16 protein-coding genes, 1 tRNA gene and 1 pseudogene are annotated in these 16,704 nt (G+C 68.3%); 5 read left to right on the forward strand and 13 right to left on the reverse strand.

Annotated features, from left to right (window positions below; genetic code table 11):
* Positions 1–123 precede the first annotated feature (123 nt).
* Entirely contained in the window at positions 124–342 is a 219-nt protein-coding gene (locus MF407_RS12605; protein ID WP_141927524.1) for a hypothetical protein, read from the reverse strand.
* Positions 343–462: 120 nt separating this feature from the next.
* On the opposite strand from MF407_RS12605, the gene MF407_RS12610 reads away from it, so the two are divergent.
* The 3 genes from MF407_RS12610 to MF407_RS12620 all read left to right on the forward strand — a co-directional run bounded on the left by MF407_RS12610 (position 463) and on the right by MF407_RS12620 (position 1,255).
* Positions 463–536: transfer RNA gene (locus MF407_RS12610), tRNA-Thr, on the forward strand.
* Positions 537–666: 130 nt separating this feature from the next.
* Positions 667–978 carry a YciI family protein gene (locus tag MF407_RS12615; protein WP_239702492.1) on the forward strand — a complete coding sequence of 104 codons (312 nt, stop codon included), beginning with the start codon at positions 667–669 and terminating at the stop codon, positions 976–978.
* A 13-nt stretch (positions 979–991) separates the two neighbouring features.
* Positions 992–1,255: a hypothetical protein gene (locus tag MF407_RS12620; RefSeq protein WP_129624168.1), complete on the forward strand. Its 264-nt coding sequence runs from the start codon at positions 992–994 to the stop codon at positions 1,253–1,255.
* On the opposite strand, the gene MF407_RS12625 is transcribed toward MF407_RS12620, so the two are convergent.
* From MF407_RS12625 to MF407_RS12645, 5 genes and pseudogenes are all read right to left on the reverse strand, one after another.
* Entirely contained in the window at positions 1,245–1,889 is a 645-nt protein-coding gene (locus MF407_RS12625) for an HAD-IA family hydrolase (protein WP_129624169.1), read from the reverse strand. The genes MF407_RS12620 and MF407_RS12625 overlap by 11 nt on opposite strands.
* A gap of 55 nt (positions 1,890–1,944) precedes the next feature.
* Positions 1,945–3,537: an alpha/beta hydrolase gene (locus MF407_RS12630; protein ID WP_129624170.1), complete on the reverse strand. Its 1,593-nt coding sequence runs from the start codon at positions 3,535–3,537 to the stop codon at positions 1,945–1,947.
* Between the two features lie 21 nt (positions 3,538–3,558).
* Positions 3,559–4,719 (reverse strand): DNA polymerase III subunit delta', encoded by a 1,161-nt coding sequence (locus tag MF407_RS12635; RefSeq protein ID WP_129624171.1) that lies wholly within the window; start codon positions 4,717–4,719, stop codon positions 3,559–3,561.
* Positions 4,716–5,338, reverse strand: a pseudogene (gene tmk / locus MF407_RS12640) (dTMP kinase). The gene MF407_RS12635 and the pseudogene tmk overlap by 4 nt, the downstream one beginning before the upstream one ends.
* A gap of 55 nt (positions 5,339–5,393) precedes the next feature.
* Positions 5,394–6,239, reverse strand: a complete 846-nt coding sequence (locus MF407_RS12645; RefSeq protein ID WP_168990099.1) for a polysaccharide lyase family protein — start codon at positions 6,237–6,239, stop codon at positions 5,394–5,396.
* A gap of 103 nt (positions 6,240–6,342) precedes the next feature.
* Here MF407_RS12645 and MF407_RS12650 point away from each other — a divergent pair, with 103 nt between their 5' ends.
* Complete coding sequence (locus tag MF407_RS12650) at positions 6,343–7,677, forward strand: serine hydrolase domain-containing protein (protein ID WP_129624174.1); 1,335 nt, start codon at positions 6,343–6,345, stop codon at positions 7,675–7,677.
* 68 nt (positions 7,678–7,745) lie between these two features.
* Here MF407_RS12650 and MF407_RS12655 read toward each other — a convergent pair whose 3' ends face one another.
* From MF407_RS12655 to MF407_RS12670, 4 genes are all read right to left on the reverse strand, one after another.
* Positions 7,746–8,441 carry a hypothetical protein gene (locus MF407_RS12655; protein ID WP_129624175.1) on the reverse strand — a complete coding sequence of 232 codons (696 nt, stop codon included), beginning with the start codon at positions 8,439–8,441 and terminating at the stop codon, positions 7,746–7,748.
* A gap of 138 nt (positions 8,442–8,579) precedes the next feature.
* Positions 8,580–11,339: a type I DNA topoisomerase gene (topA, locus tag MF407_RS12660; protein WP_239702493.1), complete on the reverse strand. Its 2,760-nt coding sequence runs from the start codon at positions 11,337–11,339 to the stop codon at positions 8,580–8,582.
* A gap of 137 nt (positions 11,340–11,476) precedes the next feature.
* Positions 11,477–12,967 carry a class I SAM-dependent methyltransferase gene (locus tag MF407_RS12665; protein WP_239702494.1) on the reverse strand — a complete coding sequence of 497 codons (1,491 nt, stop codon included), beginning with the start codon at positions 12,965–12,967 and terminating at the stop codon, positions 11,477–11,479.
* Complete coding sequence (locus tag MF407_RS12670; RefSeq protein WP_239702914.1) at positions 12,964–13,329, reverse strand: STAS domain-containing protein; 366 nt, start codon at positions 13,327–13,329, stop codon at positions 12,964–12,966. Before MF407_RS12670 ends, MF407_RS12665 begins: the two co-directional genes overlap by 4 nt.
* Before the next feature lie 125 nt (positions 13,330–13,454).
* On the opposite strand from MF407_RS12670, the gene MF407_RS12675 reads away from it, so the two are divergent.
* On the forward strand, positions 13,455–15,782 hold the full coding sequence (locus MF407_RS12675) for a DEAD/DEAH box helicase (protein WP_239702495.1): 2,328 nt from the start codon (positions 13,455–13,457) through the stop codon (positions 15,780–15,782).
* Here MF407_RS12675 and MF407_RS12680 read toward each other — a convergent pair.
* Genes MF407_RS12680 through MF407_RS12690 form a run of 3 tightly spaced genes read right to left on the reverse strand, consistent with a single transcriptional unit; the run spans position 15,718 to position 16,677 of the window.
* Entirely contained in the window at positions 15,718–16,101 is a 384-nt protein-coding gene (locus MF407_RS12680; protein WP_239702496.1) for an Rv3654c family TadE-like protein, read from the reverse strand. The two genes, MF407_RS12675 and MF407_RS12680, sit on opposite strands and share 65 nt — an antisense overlap.
* Positions 16,088–16,468: a TadE family type IV pilus minor pilin gene (locus tag MF407_RS12685; RefSeq protein ID WP_239702497.1), complete on the reverse strand. Its 381-nt coding sequence runs from the start codon at positions 16,466–16,468 to the stop codon at positions 16,088–16,090. The genes MF407_RS12680 and MF407_RS12685 overlap by 14 nt, the downstream gene beginning before the upstream one ends.
* Entirely contained in the window at positions 16,465–16,677 is a 213-nt protein-coding gene (locus tag MF407_RS12690) for a DUF4244 domain-containing protein (protein WP_239702498.1), read from the reverse strand. The genes MF407_RS12685 and MF407_RS12690 overlap by 4 nt, the downstream gene beginning before the upstream one ends.
* Positions 16,678–16,704 lie beyond the last annotated feature (27 nt).

Raw genomic sequence — 16,704 nt, forward strand, 5'->3', positions numbered from 1 at the left:
ACCACCCACGCCGCTGGTTGAGCCGCGCTGCCGACGAAGGAGGCAGCGCGGCTCAACCAAGGTGCGCTGCGATGCCGAGCCCACTCGGCGTGCAGTGGTGGATCGGTGTCGTCCCGGCAGCACTCAGAGGTCGCCCTGCTCCTTGCGACGCTTGCGCTCCTCGTCCTTCTGCACCAGCACCGGCTTGCGGATCGGCTCCTGACGCGGCTTGTTGCGATTACGGCGTTCGCCGATCATCACCATGATCACGAAGATCGCGACGAACCCCATCGAGAACATGATGAACGTCGGTCCCATCCCGAGAGCTTCGGACTTCGCGGGCAACATGGCGAGCTCGTTCACCCCTCGATGATCGCAGCCCCGAGCGATCGGCCGTAGTCCGGCCGCTCGATTCGGCGGATACACACCCGGCGCGTATACTCGCTGATCGCATCCGTGCGCGTCCGCGCTGCCGGTTGCGGCGCCGCTTTAGCTCAGTTGGCCAGAGCGATTCACTCGTAATGAATAGGTCGTCGGTTCGATTCCGACAAGCGGCTCAGTCAAGGCCCCCGGTCCGCCGGGGGCCTTTCTTCGTCGATCCACTTCGGAATCCACGGTGAGTCGTACGCAAACTGCTGCAGTTCGAAGCCCCATGGCCACGACGATCCCGAGATTCCGGCGTTCGGGATGCATGACGCCGGCGAACTACAGCACGGGTGGACGCCCGACGCGTTCCTGGAGGAACTGGGCAAGCAGGGTGAACTGATCGGCGGCGAAGCACTGGGCGACCCGAAGTCCTCGACCCTCTACCGGGTCAAGAACGGCGACCCGATCGCGTCCGACGGCCCGTACGCCGAGACCAAGGAACAGTTCGCCGGCTTCTTCCTCATCGATGTGCAGGACCGCGCTCGCGCCGAAGAAGTCGCGGTGAAGTTCGCCGGTCCGGGCGAGACGATCGAGTTGCGGCCGACGATGTGGCCCGGCGGCGAGGACCAGTGACGATCAGCTGCTCATGCCCTCGGCGACCATCGGGCAACGGATCAGTCGCGCGAAGACCACGATCCGTGAGGCCGGGCTCACCGCGCCGACCGACCGCTGCTCGCCGACCCGGCACAACGGGGCAACCACCGACTCCATGCCACCCGCGCGCACCTGCTCGAACTCGCCGGGGAGGATGAGCCGGCCCGCGGCGGCGTTCGCTCTCGCGGCGAGCCTGACGCACAGCATCCCCGAGCAGCGCTACCTCAACGCCAAGGCCGCACGGGTCAGCCTCTGAGCAGGAACTCCCGCAGTTCGTCCACCGTGTCGACGATCGCGTCGGGGTCCAGTGACTCCAGCACCTCGCGCGTACCGGCACCCCAGGTCACCGCGACGGACGCCATGCCCGCCGCGCGAGCGGCCAGCACGTCGACGTCCGCGTCACCGATGTACACGCAATCCGACGGGTCGGCACCGAGAGCATCGGCGGCGAACAGCAGCGGGTCGGGTTCGGGCTTGTGCTTGGCCGTCTCGTCCATCCCGGCCAGCACGTCGATCGCCTCGTCCAACCCGACCACCCGCAATCCCTGCAGGACGGTGGACGCCTTCTTCGATGAAACGACACCGAGCCGGATCCCCTTGCCGGACAGCGACTTCAGTAGCTCCGGCATCCCCTCGACGCGCTCGATCAGGGCGTCGTGCTGGGCGAGGTTCCAGTCACGGTAGGTCGCGGTCAGCTCTTCGCCGCGGCCCGGGTAACGCTCCTCGAACACCGGCTGCAGCGGACGCCCGATCCACGAACGCACCTCCACCTCGTCCACCGCCGGCAACCCGGAGGTCTCCAAGGTGTGGTGGTAGGACTGCACGATCAGCGGGATCGTGTCGGCCAGGGTGCCGTCGAAGTCGAACAGGGCAACGGGTCGAAAACTCACCCGAGAACCGTACGACTGCCCGCGAGGTGCGCGGTCGTGCGGGCGAGGTTCGCCGTCAGCAGGTCTGGCCGTCCGGCGGCAGAGTGCCGTTCAGCAAGTACCCGTCGACGGCGTCGTTGACGCACTCGCTCTGGCCGTAGGCGGTGTGTCCGTCGGCGTCGAAGGTGAGCAGGCGCGCGTGCTTGAGGTCCTTTGCCAGACGCTGCGCGAAGGCGAGCGGCGTCGCGGGGTCACGGGTGTTGCCGATCACCAAGATCGGGCCGGCGCCGTCGGCGGTGACCTTCTTCTGCTTGCCGGTCGCCGGCACCTTCCACTCACCGCAGGTGAGCGAACCCCAGGCCAGCATGTTGCCCCAGGTCGGCGCCTTCTTGGCGAACTCCGTTGCGTCCTTTGCATATTCGTCCAGGTTGTTGCTCGCCTTACGGTCGAGACACGACACCGCGTAGAACGCCTGCATCGAGTTGTCCTGGTAGGCACCGTTGGCCTGTCGGCCGGCATACTGGTTGGCCATTGCCATCAACGGCTTGGGGTCGCCGCCCATCGCCGCCTTCAGCGCCTCGGTCAGGGACGGCCAACTCGCCTTGGAGTAGAACCCGAGCGCGAGACCGAGCGTGGCCCAGCCCTCGGTGAACCGGGTGACCGGGCCTTCGCCGGAGATCGGCAACGGCTTGGCGTCGAGCTGCTTCAGGAATGTGCGGATGCGCTGCATGCCGGCATCGACGGTCGAGCCGAGATAGCAGTCGCCCTTGCTGACACAGTCCTCGACATAACTGCGGGTCGCTGCCTCGAATCCGGTGGCCTGTCCGAGGTTCATCTCCTGGGAGGTGACGTCGGGCGGCACCACGCCGTCGAGCACGAAGCGTCCGACGCGCTGGGGGAACAGGTCGGCGTAGGTCGATCCGATGAAGGTTCCGTAGGAGAAGCCGAGGTAGTCCAGCTTCTCGCTGCCGAGTGCGGCGCGCAGCACGTCGAGATCCTTGGCCACCTCGACGGTGGAGACGTGCCCGAGCAGCGGTCCGGCCTTGTCCTTGCAGGCCTGCGCGAAGGTGCCGACCGACTTCTGCACCGAGGACTGCTCGGTCTTGTCGTCGGGAGTCGGGTCGATGCCGAGCATGGTGTCCATCTCGGCGTCGGACGCACAGGTGATCGGCGCCGAGCGCCCCACGCCGCGCGGGTCGAACCCGACGACGTCGAACGACTCGAGCACCTTCGGCGTCACGACCCCGTCGGCCATCGCGCCGTAGTCGTAGCCGCTCGCCCCGGGACCGCCCGGGTTGACCACGAGGGAGCCTTTGGCCTTGCCCTTCGCGGCGACCTTCGACAACGCGAGTTGGATCGTCTGGCCACCCGGGTCGGCGTAGTCGACCGGAACGGTGAGCTTGGCGCACTTCACGCCTTCGCAGTCGCCCCACGTCAGCTTCTGCGTGTAGAACTTCTCCAGCGCCTTGGCCGGGTCCGCCGCGCCGGTCGAAGAAGAACCGGATGTCGTGGCGGCGCCGGACGAGGGCTGGGAGCCGACCGGGGACGAGGTGCTCGCCCCGTCGTCCGAACCACCGCTGCAGGCACTGAGGGCCAGCGCGGACGCGGCGAGCAGTGCGAGCGTCGACCGTCCGGTTCGGCGCGAGGAGGTGAGTGAGGTGCGGCTCATGGTCCTCAACGCTACGTCAGGTCATGCCTGCACGCGCAGCGAGATCATCATCGCTTCCAGGGCCAGCAGCGGCGGGACGTTGGCGTCGATGCGCTCGCGGGCGGTGCCGATCGCGTCCATCGCCCCGAGCAACGATTCGGGGGCGTGCTGCGCGAGGGTCTCGACCTGGACGCGGTGATCCTGGTTGATCAATGGGACCGGGCTACCCGTCTGCGTCACCAGCGCGTCGCGGTAGATCGACATCAGATCGACCAGAGACCGGTCGATGACATCACGGGTGATGCGCGTGGCGCGGGTCTTCTGTTCTTTCTCCAGCGCCGCCAATTGTGAACGGACGTGCGGTGGCTGGGTGCGGGCTGCGGCATCGGCGCCGAGCTGCTCGAGCAGTCGCTCGCGTTCGGCCGCGTCGCGTTCACCTGCGGCTGCTGCCGACTCCTGCTTGGCGAGGCTGTCGAGTGCCTCGGCCGCGCGGATCGCGTCGCCGAGCGACCGGATGGACCCGGCGAGGTTGAGGGTGTCGGAGCGCCGCCCCCGGGCGGCGTCGTCCTTGGCCAGGCGCTTGGCCAGACCGACATGGGACTGTGCCGCTGCAGCGGCGAGCAGACCCTGTTCCTTCGGGACGCCGTCGCGACGCTCGAGCAGGTCGGCCACCGCCTCGATGGACGGGGTGCGCAACCGCACGTGCCTTGAGCGGGAGCGGATGGTGATGATGACGTCCTCGAGGCTGGGTGCGCACAGCAACCACACGGTGCGGGCGACCGGTTCCTCCAAGGCCTTCAGCAGGGCATCGGCGGCGCGCTCGGTGAGGCGGTCGGCGTCCTCGATGAGGATGACCTGCCACGGCCCGACGGACGGCGAGTGCTGAGCGGCGACGGCGAGTTCGCGGGCGTCGCGCACCTGGATCGACAGACCCTGCGTGGCCAACACGGTGAGATCGGCGTGCGAGCCGTCGATCACCGTTCGACATTCCCGGCAGGCGCCACACCCGTTGTCGGGGCACTGCAGAGCGGCGGCGAACGCCCGGGCCGCGGTGGAGCGTCCCGAACCAGGCGGGCCCGTGAACAACCACGCGTGCGTCATGGAGCCCGGGGTGGTGACTGCTCGCTGCAGCGTGGCGACGACCTCGGGCTGACCGACGACATCGGCCCAGACGCCGGACTCCACTCCGGTGGCCGGACTCATGCCCTCATCCCGAGCAACGCGGTGACACGGGTGCGGATCTCGCCGGCGAGCTCGTCCCGGTCGCGTGCGGCGTCGAGGACGAGGTAACGCTCGGGTGCCTGGCGCGCCATGGCCAAGAACTGCTGACGGACCCGGTGATGGAAGTCGTCCGCCTCCCGCTCCAGCCGGTCGTGGGAGTCGCCGCGGCGGGCCCTGCCGACGGCGGGGTCGACGTCCAGGACGATCGTCAGGTCGGGGACCAGATCGTGGGTCGCCCACATCGACAGGCGGCGGACGTCGTCGGCATCGAGATCACGCCCCTCCCCTGATAAGCAACCGAGGAGTCGAGGTAACGGTCCTGCAGCACGACGTCACCGCGCTCGAGCGCCGGACGGACCAGCGTCGCGATGTGGTGGGCACGGTCGGCTGCGAACAGCAGCGCCTCGGCTCGCGGCTCGACGTGATCGCCGTGCAGGAGCAACTGCCGGATCTGGGCGCCCAAGGGGGTGCCGCCGGGTTCACGGGTGACCACCACTGTGCGCTCGACCGAGCGCAACCACTGGGCCAGCGCCTCGATCTGGGTGGTCTTGCCGGCGCCGTCGCCACCTTCGAAGACGATGAAACCGGTGGCGTTCGACATGGCGGCAAGCCTAGGCGAGCCCACCGACACGCGCCCTGCGGATCCCGCAGACCGCTCAGCGGGCGAAGATGCCGACCGCGTCGTATGCGATCCAGCTGCCGTGGTCCTTGGCGATGTCGAGCACGTTCTCGCCGAGACGTAGAGCCTCGCGCGGCACGGCCGCCTCGAAGTGGGCCGGCCCGGCTCCCGAACCCGGGACGACGAGGCTCGCGTACACCTCGCCGATGGTCTCGTCGAACAACAGCGACTCCAGCGCCTGCCCGTTCACCTCGATGCTGGCCGAGCCGGCGCGGGTGGGATGTCGATCCACCAGCCAAAGTGCCAGGTCGAGGTCGTCGGTAGGGATCTGGTCGAGGTCGAAACGCAGCCGGAAGCGGTGACTGCGGCGACCGGCCCAGGCGTCCTCCGGTCCGGGCTGCACATAGCTCCAGCGTCGGTCGGGGCGGTCGAACCCGTACCGGAAGTCGACATCGGCCGGGAACGTCGTCCGGTAGTGCACGAAACCCCAGGTGCTGATCGCCAGGTCGAGGCCGTTGCCGTCGAACGCACCGACGACGGCCACCGGCCGACCGGTCACCGTGACCGATGTCCGTGAGGACGCCACGGCGATGGTGGTCATGAGGTGTTCGCCGTGACTGGTGACCGCGATGATGCGGTAGGACCACGTGCCGGAGCGGGGACCGAGACCGCGGTGGACGAAACGGGTCCCGGTCGTCACCGAGAGCAGGGTGGCGCTGTTCGGACGCCAGTTCTCCCGACGGCCCTGCACACCGTGCACCTCGTAGGCAGACACCGGACCGAAGGGCTTCCAGGACAACCGGATCGCGCCGACTTCCGGCACGAGGACGAAGCCGCGGTCGGCGACGTGCCAGGGCACACTCACCTCTGCCGTGTCGCTCATCGCCATCCCTTGCAGTCGCCACCCCTGGTATCAAGCCATCGTGCGCGACCCGTCCGACGCCACGGCAACGTCGAGGTGAACATCTCGGGCGTAGGGTCGGGCCATGCAGAGTCGACTCGCCGAACCGCTCACCCGAGACCTGGAACGAATCGCCCGCAGGGCCCAGATCGACAGTCGCACACCGGGACTCGTAGCGGGTGTCGCCCGGGACGGCGCGATCGCGTGGTCGACGGCCGTCGGGTCCGCCGATCTCGACGACCCGTCCGTGCCGCTCGGCGACGACACCCAGTTCCTGGTCGCGTCCAACACCAAGACGTTCACCGCGGCGCTGGTGATGCAGCTGCGGGACGAGGGCAAAGTCGACCTCGACGATCGGCTCGACCAGCACCTCCCCGGCGTCGAGCACGGTGCGGTGACCGTCCGTCAGTTGCTGATCCACGGCAGCGGGATGCAGCGCGAACCCGTCGGAGACGTCTGGGACACACTGCAATTCCCGGACCGAGAGGGCCTGGTCGCGGGCTGGAACGAGGCCGAACGCATCGGCCGACCGCACCTTGTGTGGCACTACTCGAATCTCGGGTACGCACTGCTGGGCGAGCTGGTTGCGCGGCTCGACGGCCGCGAGTGGGAGCAGTCGCTGCAGACCCGGCTCCTGGACCCGATCGGACTCAAGCGGTCCACGCTGCAGCTCGCTGCACCGCACTCCGGCCAGTACTACGTGGCACCGTTCACCGATGTACCGGTGCGAGAACCGTTGTTGGACAAGGGAGCCACGTCCGCCGCGGGTGCGTTGTGCAGCACTCTCGGCGACATGATGCGTTGGCACCAGTTCCTGCTCGATCCCGACGACAGTGTGCTGCGCAAGGACACCGTCGAGGAGATGACCACACCGCAATTGCTGGTCGACGGATCGTGGGGCGGCGGTTGGGGCCTGGGCTTCCAACTCGTCCGCAAGGACGGACGCACCTGGTTCGGCCACACCGGCGGCCTGCCCGGCGGCATCACCGGTTTCTTCTCCCATGCGGACTCGGGTGTCAGCGCCGGCGTCCTCATGAACGCCACCAATGCGATCGAACCCGATGTCACAGCGGTCCAGCTCGGATCCTTTGTGGCACAGGAGGATCCGGCGATGCCGAAGCCGTGGATGCCCGGTTCCACGACACCCGACGGCTTCACCGAGCTCACCGGGCGCTGGTTCTCCGAAGGGTCCGGCTTCACGTTCGTCATCCGCGACGGACAACTGCAGGCCAAGCTCGACCGTGCGCCGGACACCGCGAAGTGGTCGGTCTTCGAGAAGCTGGGGGACGACGTCTTCCGCACCATCGCCGGGCGTGAGAAGGGTGAACGCCTGGTCGTCCGCCGTGACTCGAACGGTGCTGTGCGACAGATGAATTGGGCCACCTACAAGTTCACGCGTGAGCCGTTGCCCTTCGGCTGACACCGGACACGAAGAACGGGCGGAGCCGACCGGCTCCGCCCGTTCTCGATCGCCCGCTCAGGAAGGGGTCACTCCCAGGTGAGGCGGTTCTTGGAGTTGGCGTAGGTCACCGTCTTCGAGGTGGCACCGGTGATCTGGTAGATGTAGCAGCCGCTGCCGGACTGGCCGACCTCGATCTTCTCGTAGCTGCTCTTGCAGTCGTCGGTCGAGCCGTACATGCGCTTCGCCTTCTGGCCCGAACCGAAGGACGGGTACAGCCACAGGCCGTTCACCGAACTGGAGTAGAAGCTGCCACTGGTCTTGACCGGGCTCACATCGAAGTTGATGTAGTAGACGGTGCCGTCGGACTTCTTCAGGTTCTTCTCGCTGTAGATCGACTCCGGGGCGACCTTCAGTTCCTTTACGGTCAGACGGAAGACCTTGCCGCTCTCGTCGATCACGGCCGGCTGGTTGAACTTCAAGGTGGTGCCACGCGGGGTGACGTCGGTCGGGCCGGAGTCAGCGGTGGTGCTGGACTCCGAGGACGCCGACGAGGTCTCCGAGCTGGTCGGCGACTCCGAGGTCGTGCTCGACTCGGAAGTGGATGTCGAGGTCTGCGAGCTGGAAGGCGACTCGGAGGTGCTGGTGGACTCCGAGCTGGTCGAGGACGACGTGCTCGAAGAGTTGGTGACGGTCGTGTCGCTGTTGCAAGCGGTCAGGCCGAGCGCGCCGACCAGTGCGAGCGAGGTGACGGCGACGCGGTTGCGCATGGCGGTGCTGGACATGTTGTTTCTCCCTGTGTGTCGAAGCGGAACTGCCTGTGTGACGACATCCCCGGCAGTTCGGTTCCCCGTAGTTCCGAACAGATCCTGACCGGTTTTTCCTGCCTACGGGGGTGACGCAAGCCGAACTTCACCGAACCCTCAGCCGCTCGCCTTCTTGGCAGCGGCCTTCTTCGCGGTCGTCTTCTTGGCAGCAGCCTTCTTCGTCGTCTTCTTGGCTGTCTTCTTCGCCGCCCGTTTACGGGTGGTCGGTCCCTTGGCCCGCTTCTCGGCGAGCAGTTCGAACCCGCGCTCGGGCGTGATCGTCGACGGGTCGTCGTCCTTGCGCAGCGTCGCGTTGGTCTCGCCGTCGGTGACGTACGGCCCGAACCGTCCGTCCTTCACCACGACCGGCTTGCCCGACGCGGGGTCCTCTCCGAGCTCCTTCAACGGTGCCACCGCCGCGCGACCGCGCTGCTTGGGCTGTGCGTAGATCGCGAGCGCCTCGTCCAGCGTGATGTCGAAGATCTGCGCCTCGGTCTGCAACGACCGTGAGTCGGTGCCCTTCTTCAGGTAGGGCCCGTAACGGCCGTTCTGGGCAGTGATCTCGACCGTCTCACCTTTGTCGTCCGTCGTCTCACCGACAACGCGCGGCAGGCTGAGCAGCTTCAGCGCGGTGTCGAGTTCGATCGTGCCCAGGTCCATGTCCTTGAACAGCGACGCCGTGCGCGGCTTCGCCTTCTTGGCGCCACGCTTGGGCTTCTCCTCGCCCTCGGGCTCGGGCAGCACCTCGGTGACGTACGGGCCGTAACGGCCGGCCTTCGCAACGATCTCGTGGCCGGACTGCGGGTCCGTGCCGAGCACGCGTCCGTCGTCGCCGGCCTGTTCGAGCAGTTCGCGGGCCTTCTCCGGCGTCATCTCGTCCGGCGCGATGTCGTCGGTGATGGACGCACGGCGCGGGTCCTTCACCTCGGCGCCCTCGGTGACCTCGCCGGTGTTCGGGTCGATGCCCGCCGGGGCGAGCTCCTCGACGTACGGGCCGTACCGCCCGACGCGGACCGCGATGTTGTCGCCGATCCGGATGGTCGAGATCTCGCGGGCGTCGATCTCACCGAGGTCCTCGACCATCCGGCGCAGACCCTCGCGCGACTCCTGTGGTCCACCGAAGTAGAACTTGGTCAGCCAGGCAACACGCTGCTCGTCACCGCTGGCGATCTGATCGAGGTCCTCCTCCATCGAGGCGGTGAAGTCGTAGTCGACCAGGCTCGGGAAGTGCTCCTCCATGAGCCGGGTCACCGCGAACGCGAGCCAGGTCGGGATGAGCGCAGACCCGCGCTTGTTGATGTAGCCGCGGTTGGTGATGGTGGCGATCGTGGGCTCGTAGGTCGACGGGCGGCCGATGCCTTTCTCCTCCATCGCCTTCACGATCGAAGCCTCGGTGTAGCGCGGCGGCGGGGAGGTCTCGTGCCCCTTGGCCTCGGCGTCCAACACCTCCAGGCGCACACCCTCGGACAGCTTCGGCAGACGGCGCTCGGTCGGGGTGCCGTCGGCGCCCCGCTCGACGTCGCGGCCTTCCTCGTACGCAGCCAGGAAGCCGCGGAAGGTGATGACGGTGCCGCTGGCGGTGAACTCCGCCGACTTCGCACCCGCCGCGTCGACCGGGACGGCCAGCTTGACGGTCGCGGTCGAGCCGCGGGCGTCCGCCATCTGCGAGGCGACGGTGCGCTTCCAGATCAGTTCGTAGAGAGCGAATTCGGTGCCGCGCAACTCGCCGGCCACCTGTGCCGGAGTGCGGAAACGATCACCGGCGGGGCGGATCGCCTCGTGCGCCTCCTGCGCACCCTTGGACTTGCCGGCATATCGACGCGGGGCGTCCGGCACATACTCGGCGCCGTACAGATCACGAGCCTGAGCTCGGGCAGCGGTGAGCGCCGACTCGCTGAGCACGACAGAGTCGGTACGCATGTAGGTGATGTAGCCGTTCTCGTACAGGCGCTGCGCGGCCCGCATCGTGTCGCGGCTGGACAGACGCAGTTTGCGGCTGGCTTCCTGCTGCAACGTCGAGGTGATGAACGGCGCACTCGGACGCCGGGTGTACGGCTTCTCCTGGACGGAGGTCACGTCGGCGTGGCTGGCACGGGCAGCCTCGGCAACCGCGTTCGCGCGCTGGGAGTCGAGGTGGACGACGTCCTTGGCGGTGAGTTCACCGGCGTCATTGAAATCGCGGCCGGTCGCGACCCGCGTGCCGTCCAGACCGGTGAGGCGAGCGCCGAACTGCTGCCCACCGTTGACCGTGAACTCGCCGTCGACATCCCAGTAGGAGGCGGCCCGGAACGCCATGCGCTCCCGCTCGCGCTCGACGATCATCCGGGTGACGACCGACTGGACGCGTCCGCCGGACAGGCCCTGACGGACCTTGCGCCACAGGACCGGGCTGATCTCGTAGCCGTAGAGACGGTCGAGGATGCGGCGGGTCTCCTGGGCGTCGACCAGGTAGGTGTCGAGGTCGCGGGTGTTGTTGGCGGCGCGCTGGATCGCTTCCTTGGTGATCTCGTGGAACACCATGCGCTTGACCGGCACCTTGGGCTTCAGCACCTCGAGCAGGTGCCACGCGATGGCCTCGCCCTCGCGGTCCTCATCGGTGGCGAGCAGGAGTTCGTCGGCGTCCTTGAGGGCGCGCTTGAGCTCGGAGACCTTCTTCTTCTTGTCGGCATCGACGACGTAGTAGGCCTCGAAGCCGTTGTCGACGTCGACCGCGAACTTGCCGAACGGGCCCTTCTTCATGTCGGCCGGCAGTTCGGACGGGGTGGGCAGGTCACGGATGTGACCGGCGCTCGCGTCGACTACGTAGTCGGACCCGAGGAAGCTGCCGATTTTCTTCGCCTTGGCGGGCGACTCGACGATGACCAGCTTGCGCGACACTTCGATGTGCTCCTTGTCTGCGGCTGCGTGCAGCGGATTCGTCGCTGCTTCGACGCGAGCCGCCTTGAAGGTAACGCCTGCCGCAGGTTTGCGCTGAATCGGCCCACGCCGGTGTGGCGCACCTCACCGGCGTCGCGTCAGGTGCCGACCAGGAAGCCGGTCTCCACGAGCCGGGTCACGATCGGCTGCGCACGTTCGAGCAGATCGCGCTCGTCGCGTTCGAGCAGGGTTGCGATGGCGACGAGCGCCTGACGGGCGGTGAGGTCGCCGTCGGCGACACTCAGGTAGGCGGAGATCGCGGTGTCGATGTGCAGCTGCCGGCCGAGCCCGCCGCCCTGGGTGATGCGGATGACCGATGGGTCGTCGGCGCCGGGAGCGGCGAACCGTTCCTCGGTGACGTCGTCGGCGACCCGCCAGTTCTGGTCGAGCACCTCGTCCGGATGCTCGGCGCACCAGGTGAGCGCCGCGAGTTCGGCGTCGACGGCCGGGCCCATCGGCGAGGCGACCGGGCCGCTGTGTTCTTCGAGCACCTGGAAGCGGCGGCGCTTGGTCGCCGGACGTTGCAGCGTGATGACGCCGAAACCGATGCTTGCGACGCCGCGGGCGTCGAAGTCGTCCAGCCAGGCGGCATACATGCGCTCGTACGCCTCGGTACCGGGACGGTGACCCCCATCGCGGATCCACAGTTCGGCGTACTCGGCCGGGTCCTGCGTCTCGCGCTGGACGACCCAGGCGTCCAGCTCGGTCGGGGCGAGCCACTGCCGGACGACGTCCTGCCAGTCGGTGCCGGCCGGCACCTCCCAGTTGCCGAGGAGTTGGGCGACGCCGCCGGGTTCGAGATGCGCTTCGACCTGATGGACGACGGTGCGGACAAGAGAATCACCCACCATTCCGCCGTCGCGGTACTCGAACAACGGCACGCCGGCGACACGTGGGGTGATCACGAACGGCGGGTTGCTGACGATCAGATCGAAGCGTTCGCCGGCCACCGGTTCGAACAGCGAGCCCGACCGAACGTCCCACCGCTCGCCGTTGAGCACCGCGTTGAACCGAAGGATCTCGACGGCCCGCGCCGACAGATCGGTGGCGACGATCCGTTCGCAGTGCGCGCCGAGGTGCAGAGCCTGGACGCCACAGCCGGCTCCCATGTCGAGGGCGCGCGCCGCCGGGCGGCGCACCGTCCAGGAGGCGAGAGTGGTGGAGGCTCCCCCGATGCCGAGCACGTGGTCGTCGGGCAGGGGTCCGCCGGTGACCAGTTCGGACAGGTCGGAAACGACCCACCAGTCGTGGGTGTCGTCGGCGTGCGGTCGCAGGTCGAATCGTGCTCGCCCGTCATCGGCCAGCAGTCCCAGCTCACGCAGTCCGTGCGACCGCAGGCCCGGGACCGCGACGTCCAGCAGTTCACCGGGCACGGCGTCGCCGAGGGCGAAGAAGCGGATCAGGACGTCGAGCGGATCGTCGTCGGTGACGACCCGCCGCGCGGGCGTGACCTGTTCGCGGTGAAGTGCGGCGGCCGCGACCGGGCCGAGACGTTGTTGGACACCGTCAACGGTGAACGCCGCCGACCTGAGGTCGGCGGCGAGTGCCGTGAAGAGTTCCGGGTCGGCGTGCAGCCCGGTGTGGTTCACATCGACGAAGCGGCGTCCGGCTCGACCTTCGCGGCGAGCGCGGCGTCGACCGAGTCGTACAGGTGGAAGACCTTGTCGAGGCCGGTGATCTTGAAGTTGCGCAACGTGCGCTCCTGAGCACCCGCAAGCACGAGGTCACCGTCGACCAGACGTACTGCCTTGAGGCGTCCGACGAGCACACCGAGACCGGTGGAATCGAGGAAGGGCACATCGGACAGGTCCACGATGAGATCGTGGCCGCCGTCTGCGATCACCCGGCTCAACTCATCGCGTACCCTCGGAGCGGTCGAGACATCGATCTCGCCAACAAGGTGCAGAATCGTGCGCCCGTCTTCCTGGCGCCGTGTCACCGTCAGATCCACTGGCAGGGTCCCATCCATGGTCGTCATTAGGGCAGTGCAAGCACGCGCGGCAAGAGCCGCACGAATGCACCATACGCTCAAGTAGCGCACTTCGCCTATCCGTTGTTCGAGGACCACGCTTGCCCATGACCAGTTCCGCGCCTGACCCGTTCGAGCCGGCTTCTGCCCTCGAACGACTCGCGGGCACGGGCACCGGCGGGCTGATACACGTCGAAACCATCCCGGGTCGGCCCGCCGATCTGCGTGACTGGCCGGATTGGGTGGATCCCCAGGTGGAGGCTGCTGTGCGAGGGTCCGGCGTGACCTCACTGTGGTCGCATCAGCGCCGAGCCGCCGACCTGGTACACAGCGGCGAGGATGTCGTCCTGTGCACCGGCACCGCCTCGGGCAAGAGCCTGGGATATCAGTTGCCGATGCTGAGCGCGGTCAGTGCGGGCGCGGACGCACCCACCGGCCGCGGCGCGACCGCGTTGTACCTCGCACCGACGAAGGCCCTGGCCGCGGACCAGGAGGCTCGCATCCGTTCCTGGGCGATCCCTACGGTGCGGGCGGCGGTGCTCGACGGTGACACCCCTCGCGACGAACGTCGCTGGATCCGCGACCACGCGGGTCTGATCCTGAGCAACCCCGATCTGCTGCACCACACACTGTTGCCGACACACGAACGCTGGGCATCGTTCTTCCGTTCGCTCCAGGTCGTGGTCGTGGACGAGTGTCACCAGTACCGAGGCGTCTTCGGTACCCACGTGGCGCTGGTCCTTCGCCGGCTCCGCCGGGTGGCGGCACGGTACGGATCCGATCCCGTCTTCGTGCTGGCCTCAGCGACCATCGCTTCCCCGGCCGGCCATGCGAGCGCCCTGGTGGGACGACCGGTCACCGCGGTGACCGATGACGGGTCTCCCCGCCAGGAGTTGACCTTCGGGCTCTGGCGGCCGGGCATGATCGACACACCGCAGGGCGAGGTGCAGCGCGGCGCGATCGCCGAGACCGCCGATCTCATGACCCGGCTGGTCGACGACGGCGTGCAGACCCTGGCGTTCGCCAAGTCGCGCGTCGGGGTGGAACGAGTGGCCGACTCGGTGCGGCACCACGTCACCGAGCCGACGACGCAGATCGCCGCCTATCGCGGTGGTTACCTTCCCGAGGAACGTCGTGCGATCGAACGAGACCTGCGCACCGGACGGCTGCGCGGTGTGGCCGCCACGAACGCGCTGGAACTCGGCATCGACGTCAGCGGCCTGGACGCGGTGATCGTCGCCGGCTGGCCGGGCACCACCGCGTCGTTGTGGCAGCAGGTCGGGCGGGCCGGTCGCAGCGGGCGGCGGTCCCTGGCACTCTTCGTCGCGGCCGACGACCCGCTGGACACCTATCTGGTGAATCACCCGGAGTCGCTGTTCGGCCGTCCGGTCGAGCCGTCGGTGATCAACCCGGAGAACCCGCACGTCCTGGCACCACACCTCGCGGCGGCCGCCTACGAACTGGCGCTCACGCCGGACGATGTCGAGTACTTCGGTGAGAGCCTGCCCCAACTCGCCGACACCCTTGCCCGCGCGAGGATCCTGCGCAGCCGCCCGCGAGGCTGGTTCTGGGACCGCGACGACCGTCCGGGTGACCATCTGAACCTGCGTGGCAACCTCGGCACTCCCGTGGCGATCGTCGAGAAGCGCAGCGGAGCGGTGCTCGGAACGGTGGACGGTGATCGTGCCGAGACGACCGTGCACACCGGTGCGGTGTACGTGCATCAAGGCAAGACCTACGTCGTGACGAACTACGACGTCGAGGCAGCGCTGGCCGAAGTCACACCCGGCGACCCGGGTTGGACGACCTGGGCGACGTCGGACTCCCAGTTCGAGATCGCGCAGGTCGAGGCCGGCGGCCGGCACGGAGACCTGGAGTGGCACTACGGGCAGATCGTCGTCCACAAGCAGGTAACCGGGTTCTTACGGCGGCTGCCGGGCGGTGAGGTGATCGGTCAGCACCCGCTCGACTTCCCGGTGCACACCTTGCGAACCCGGGGCACGTGGTGGACGCTGCCGGCCGACGTCCTCGCCGCGGCCGGCGTCGACGAGCCGTCACTGCCGGGCGCACTGCACGCCGCCGAGCACGCCGCGATCGGCCTGCTGTCCTTCGTCGCCCAATCGGACCGGTGGGACGTCGGAGGTGTCTCGACCGCGCTGCACCAGGACACCGGCCTCCCGACGGTGGTCGTCTACGACGGGTTCCCGGGTGGTGCCGGCATCGCACACAGTGGATTCCGTCAGCCGGCGCGGTGGATCGAAGCCACGCTGGACGCCGTGCGCAACTGCCGTTGCCGCAGCGGGTGCCCGGCATGCATCCAGTCGCCCAAGTGCGGGAACGGCAACGAGCCGCTGGACAAGGACGGTGCGATCAAGGTGCTCGGGCTGGTGCGTGACTACCTGCGCCCTCCGGTCCGGCCCGCGATCGAGCCGTAGCCGGACCGAGCACGCGGGACCGGGGCCGGACGGTGACAACGACCTCGAAGTCACCCGCACCGAGATCCGAGCAGCGGACCAGGGCAGCACCGTTGGCAGCAGCCGCCTGGGACGCGGCGGCACACGCAGCCGTCGACTCCGCTCGGGCGACGGCGCCGGCAGCTGCAAGTGCTGCGAGGTCGGCGGCGGTGCGCGCTCGCGCCGAAGCCTGCTGCGCGCTCGCCAACGTGGCTGCAGCACCGAACAGCAGTACCGCCACCGCGACAACCCCGAGCATCAGCACACTGCCCGAACCTCGTTCCGGATCAGGGCTTTTCACCTGGTGCCTCCTCGATCGCCGCAACCGCAGAGGCGGAGAACCGGCCGGAAGGCACCAGCCAGGCCGTCGGCCCGCGCGCCGGCAGGACGACGTGGACGCGTACCCGTTCGCCTTCACCGGAGATCTCGACGGACGCAGCGGGCGCTGCGCGACGGGCGAGGCTGATCGACTCCGCCCGGCTGTCGCCACGTGCCGCCGACCGAGCGGCCAGTCGCGCAGCTTCCTCCGCGCGGGTGGCGGTGATCGCGTGCTGCGCCACCCCGAGCACCAGCAGAAGGGCGAACACCGCGACAGGGAACGCAGCCGCGAGCTCGGCGCAGACCATGCCCGCGTCCCGTCGCCGAGCCCGGACGGCTGCGCTGCTCACCCCGCGACCGACAGGGCCGAGGTGATGATCCCGGTGAGCGCGGTCTTGACCGCCGCCGACTTCACGATCGCGATCAGCACGACTGCGAAGCTGACCGCGGCGAGGATGCCGACCGCGTACTCACTCGTGGCCATGCCGGACTCGGCATCGCCCTCGCGCACCGCGCGCCAACGCCGGGTGAGGACGCCGGGCAGGGTCTTCTCATTCATCTCGTTCTCCTTCGTGTTCGGATTCTG

It is taken from the genome of Yimella sp. NH-Cas1 (assembly GCF_022359705.1).
Lineage (GTDB): Bacteria > Actinomycetota > Actinomycetes > Actinomycetales > Dermatophilaceae > Yimella > Yimella lutea.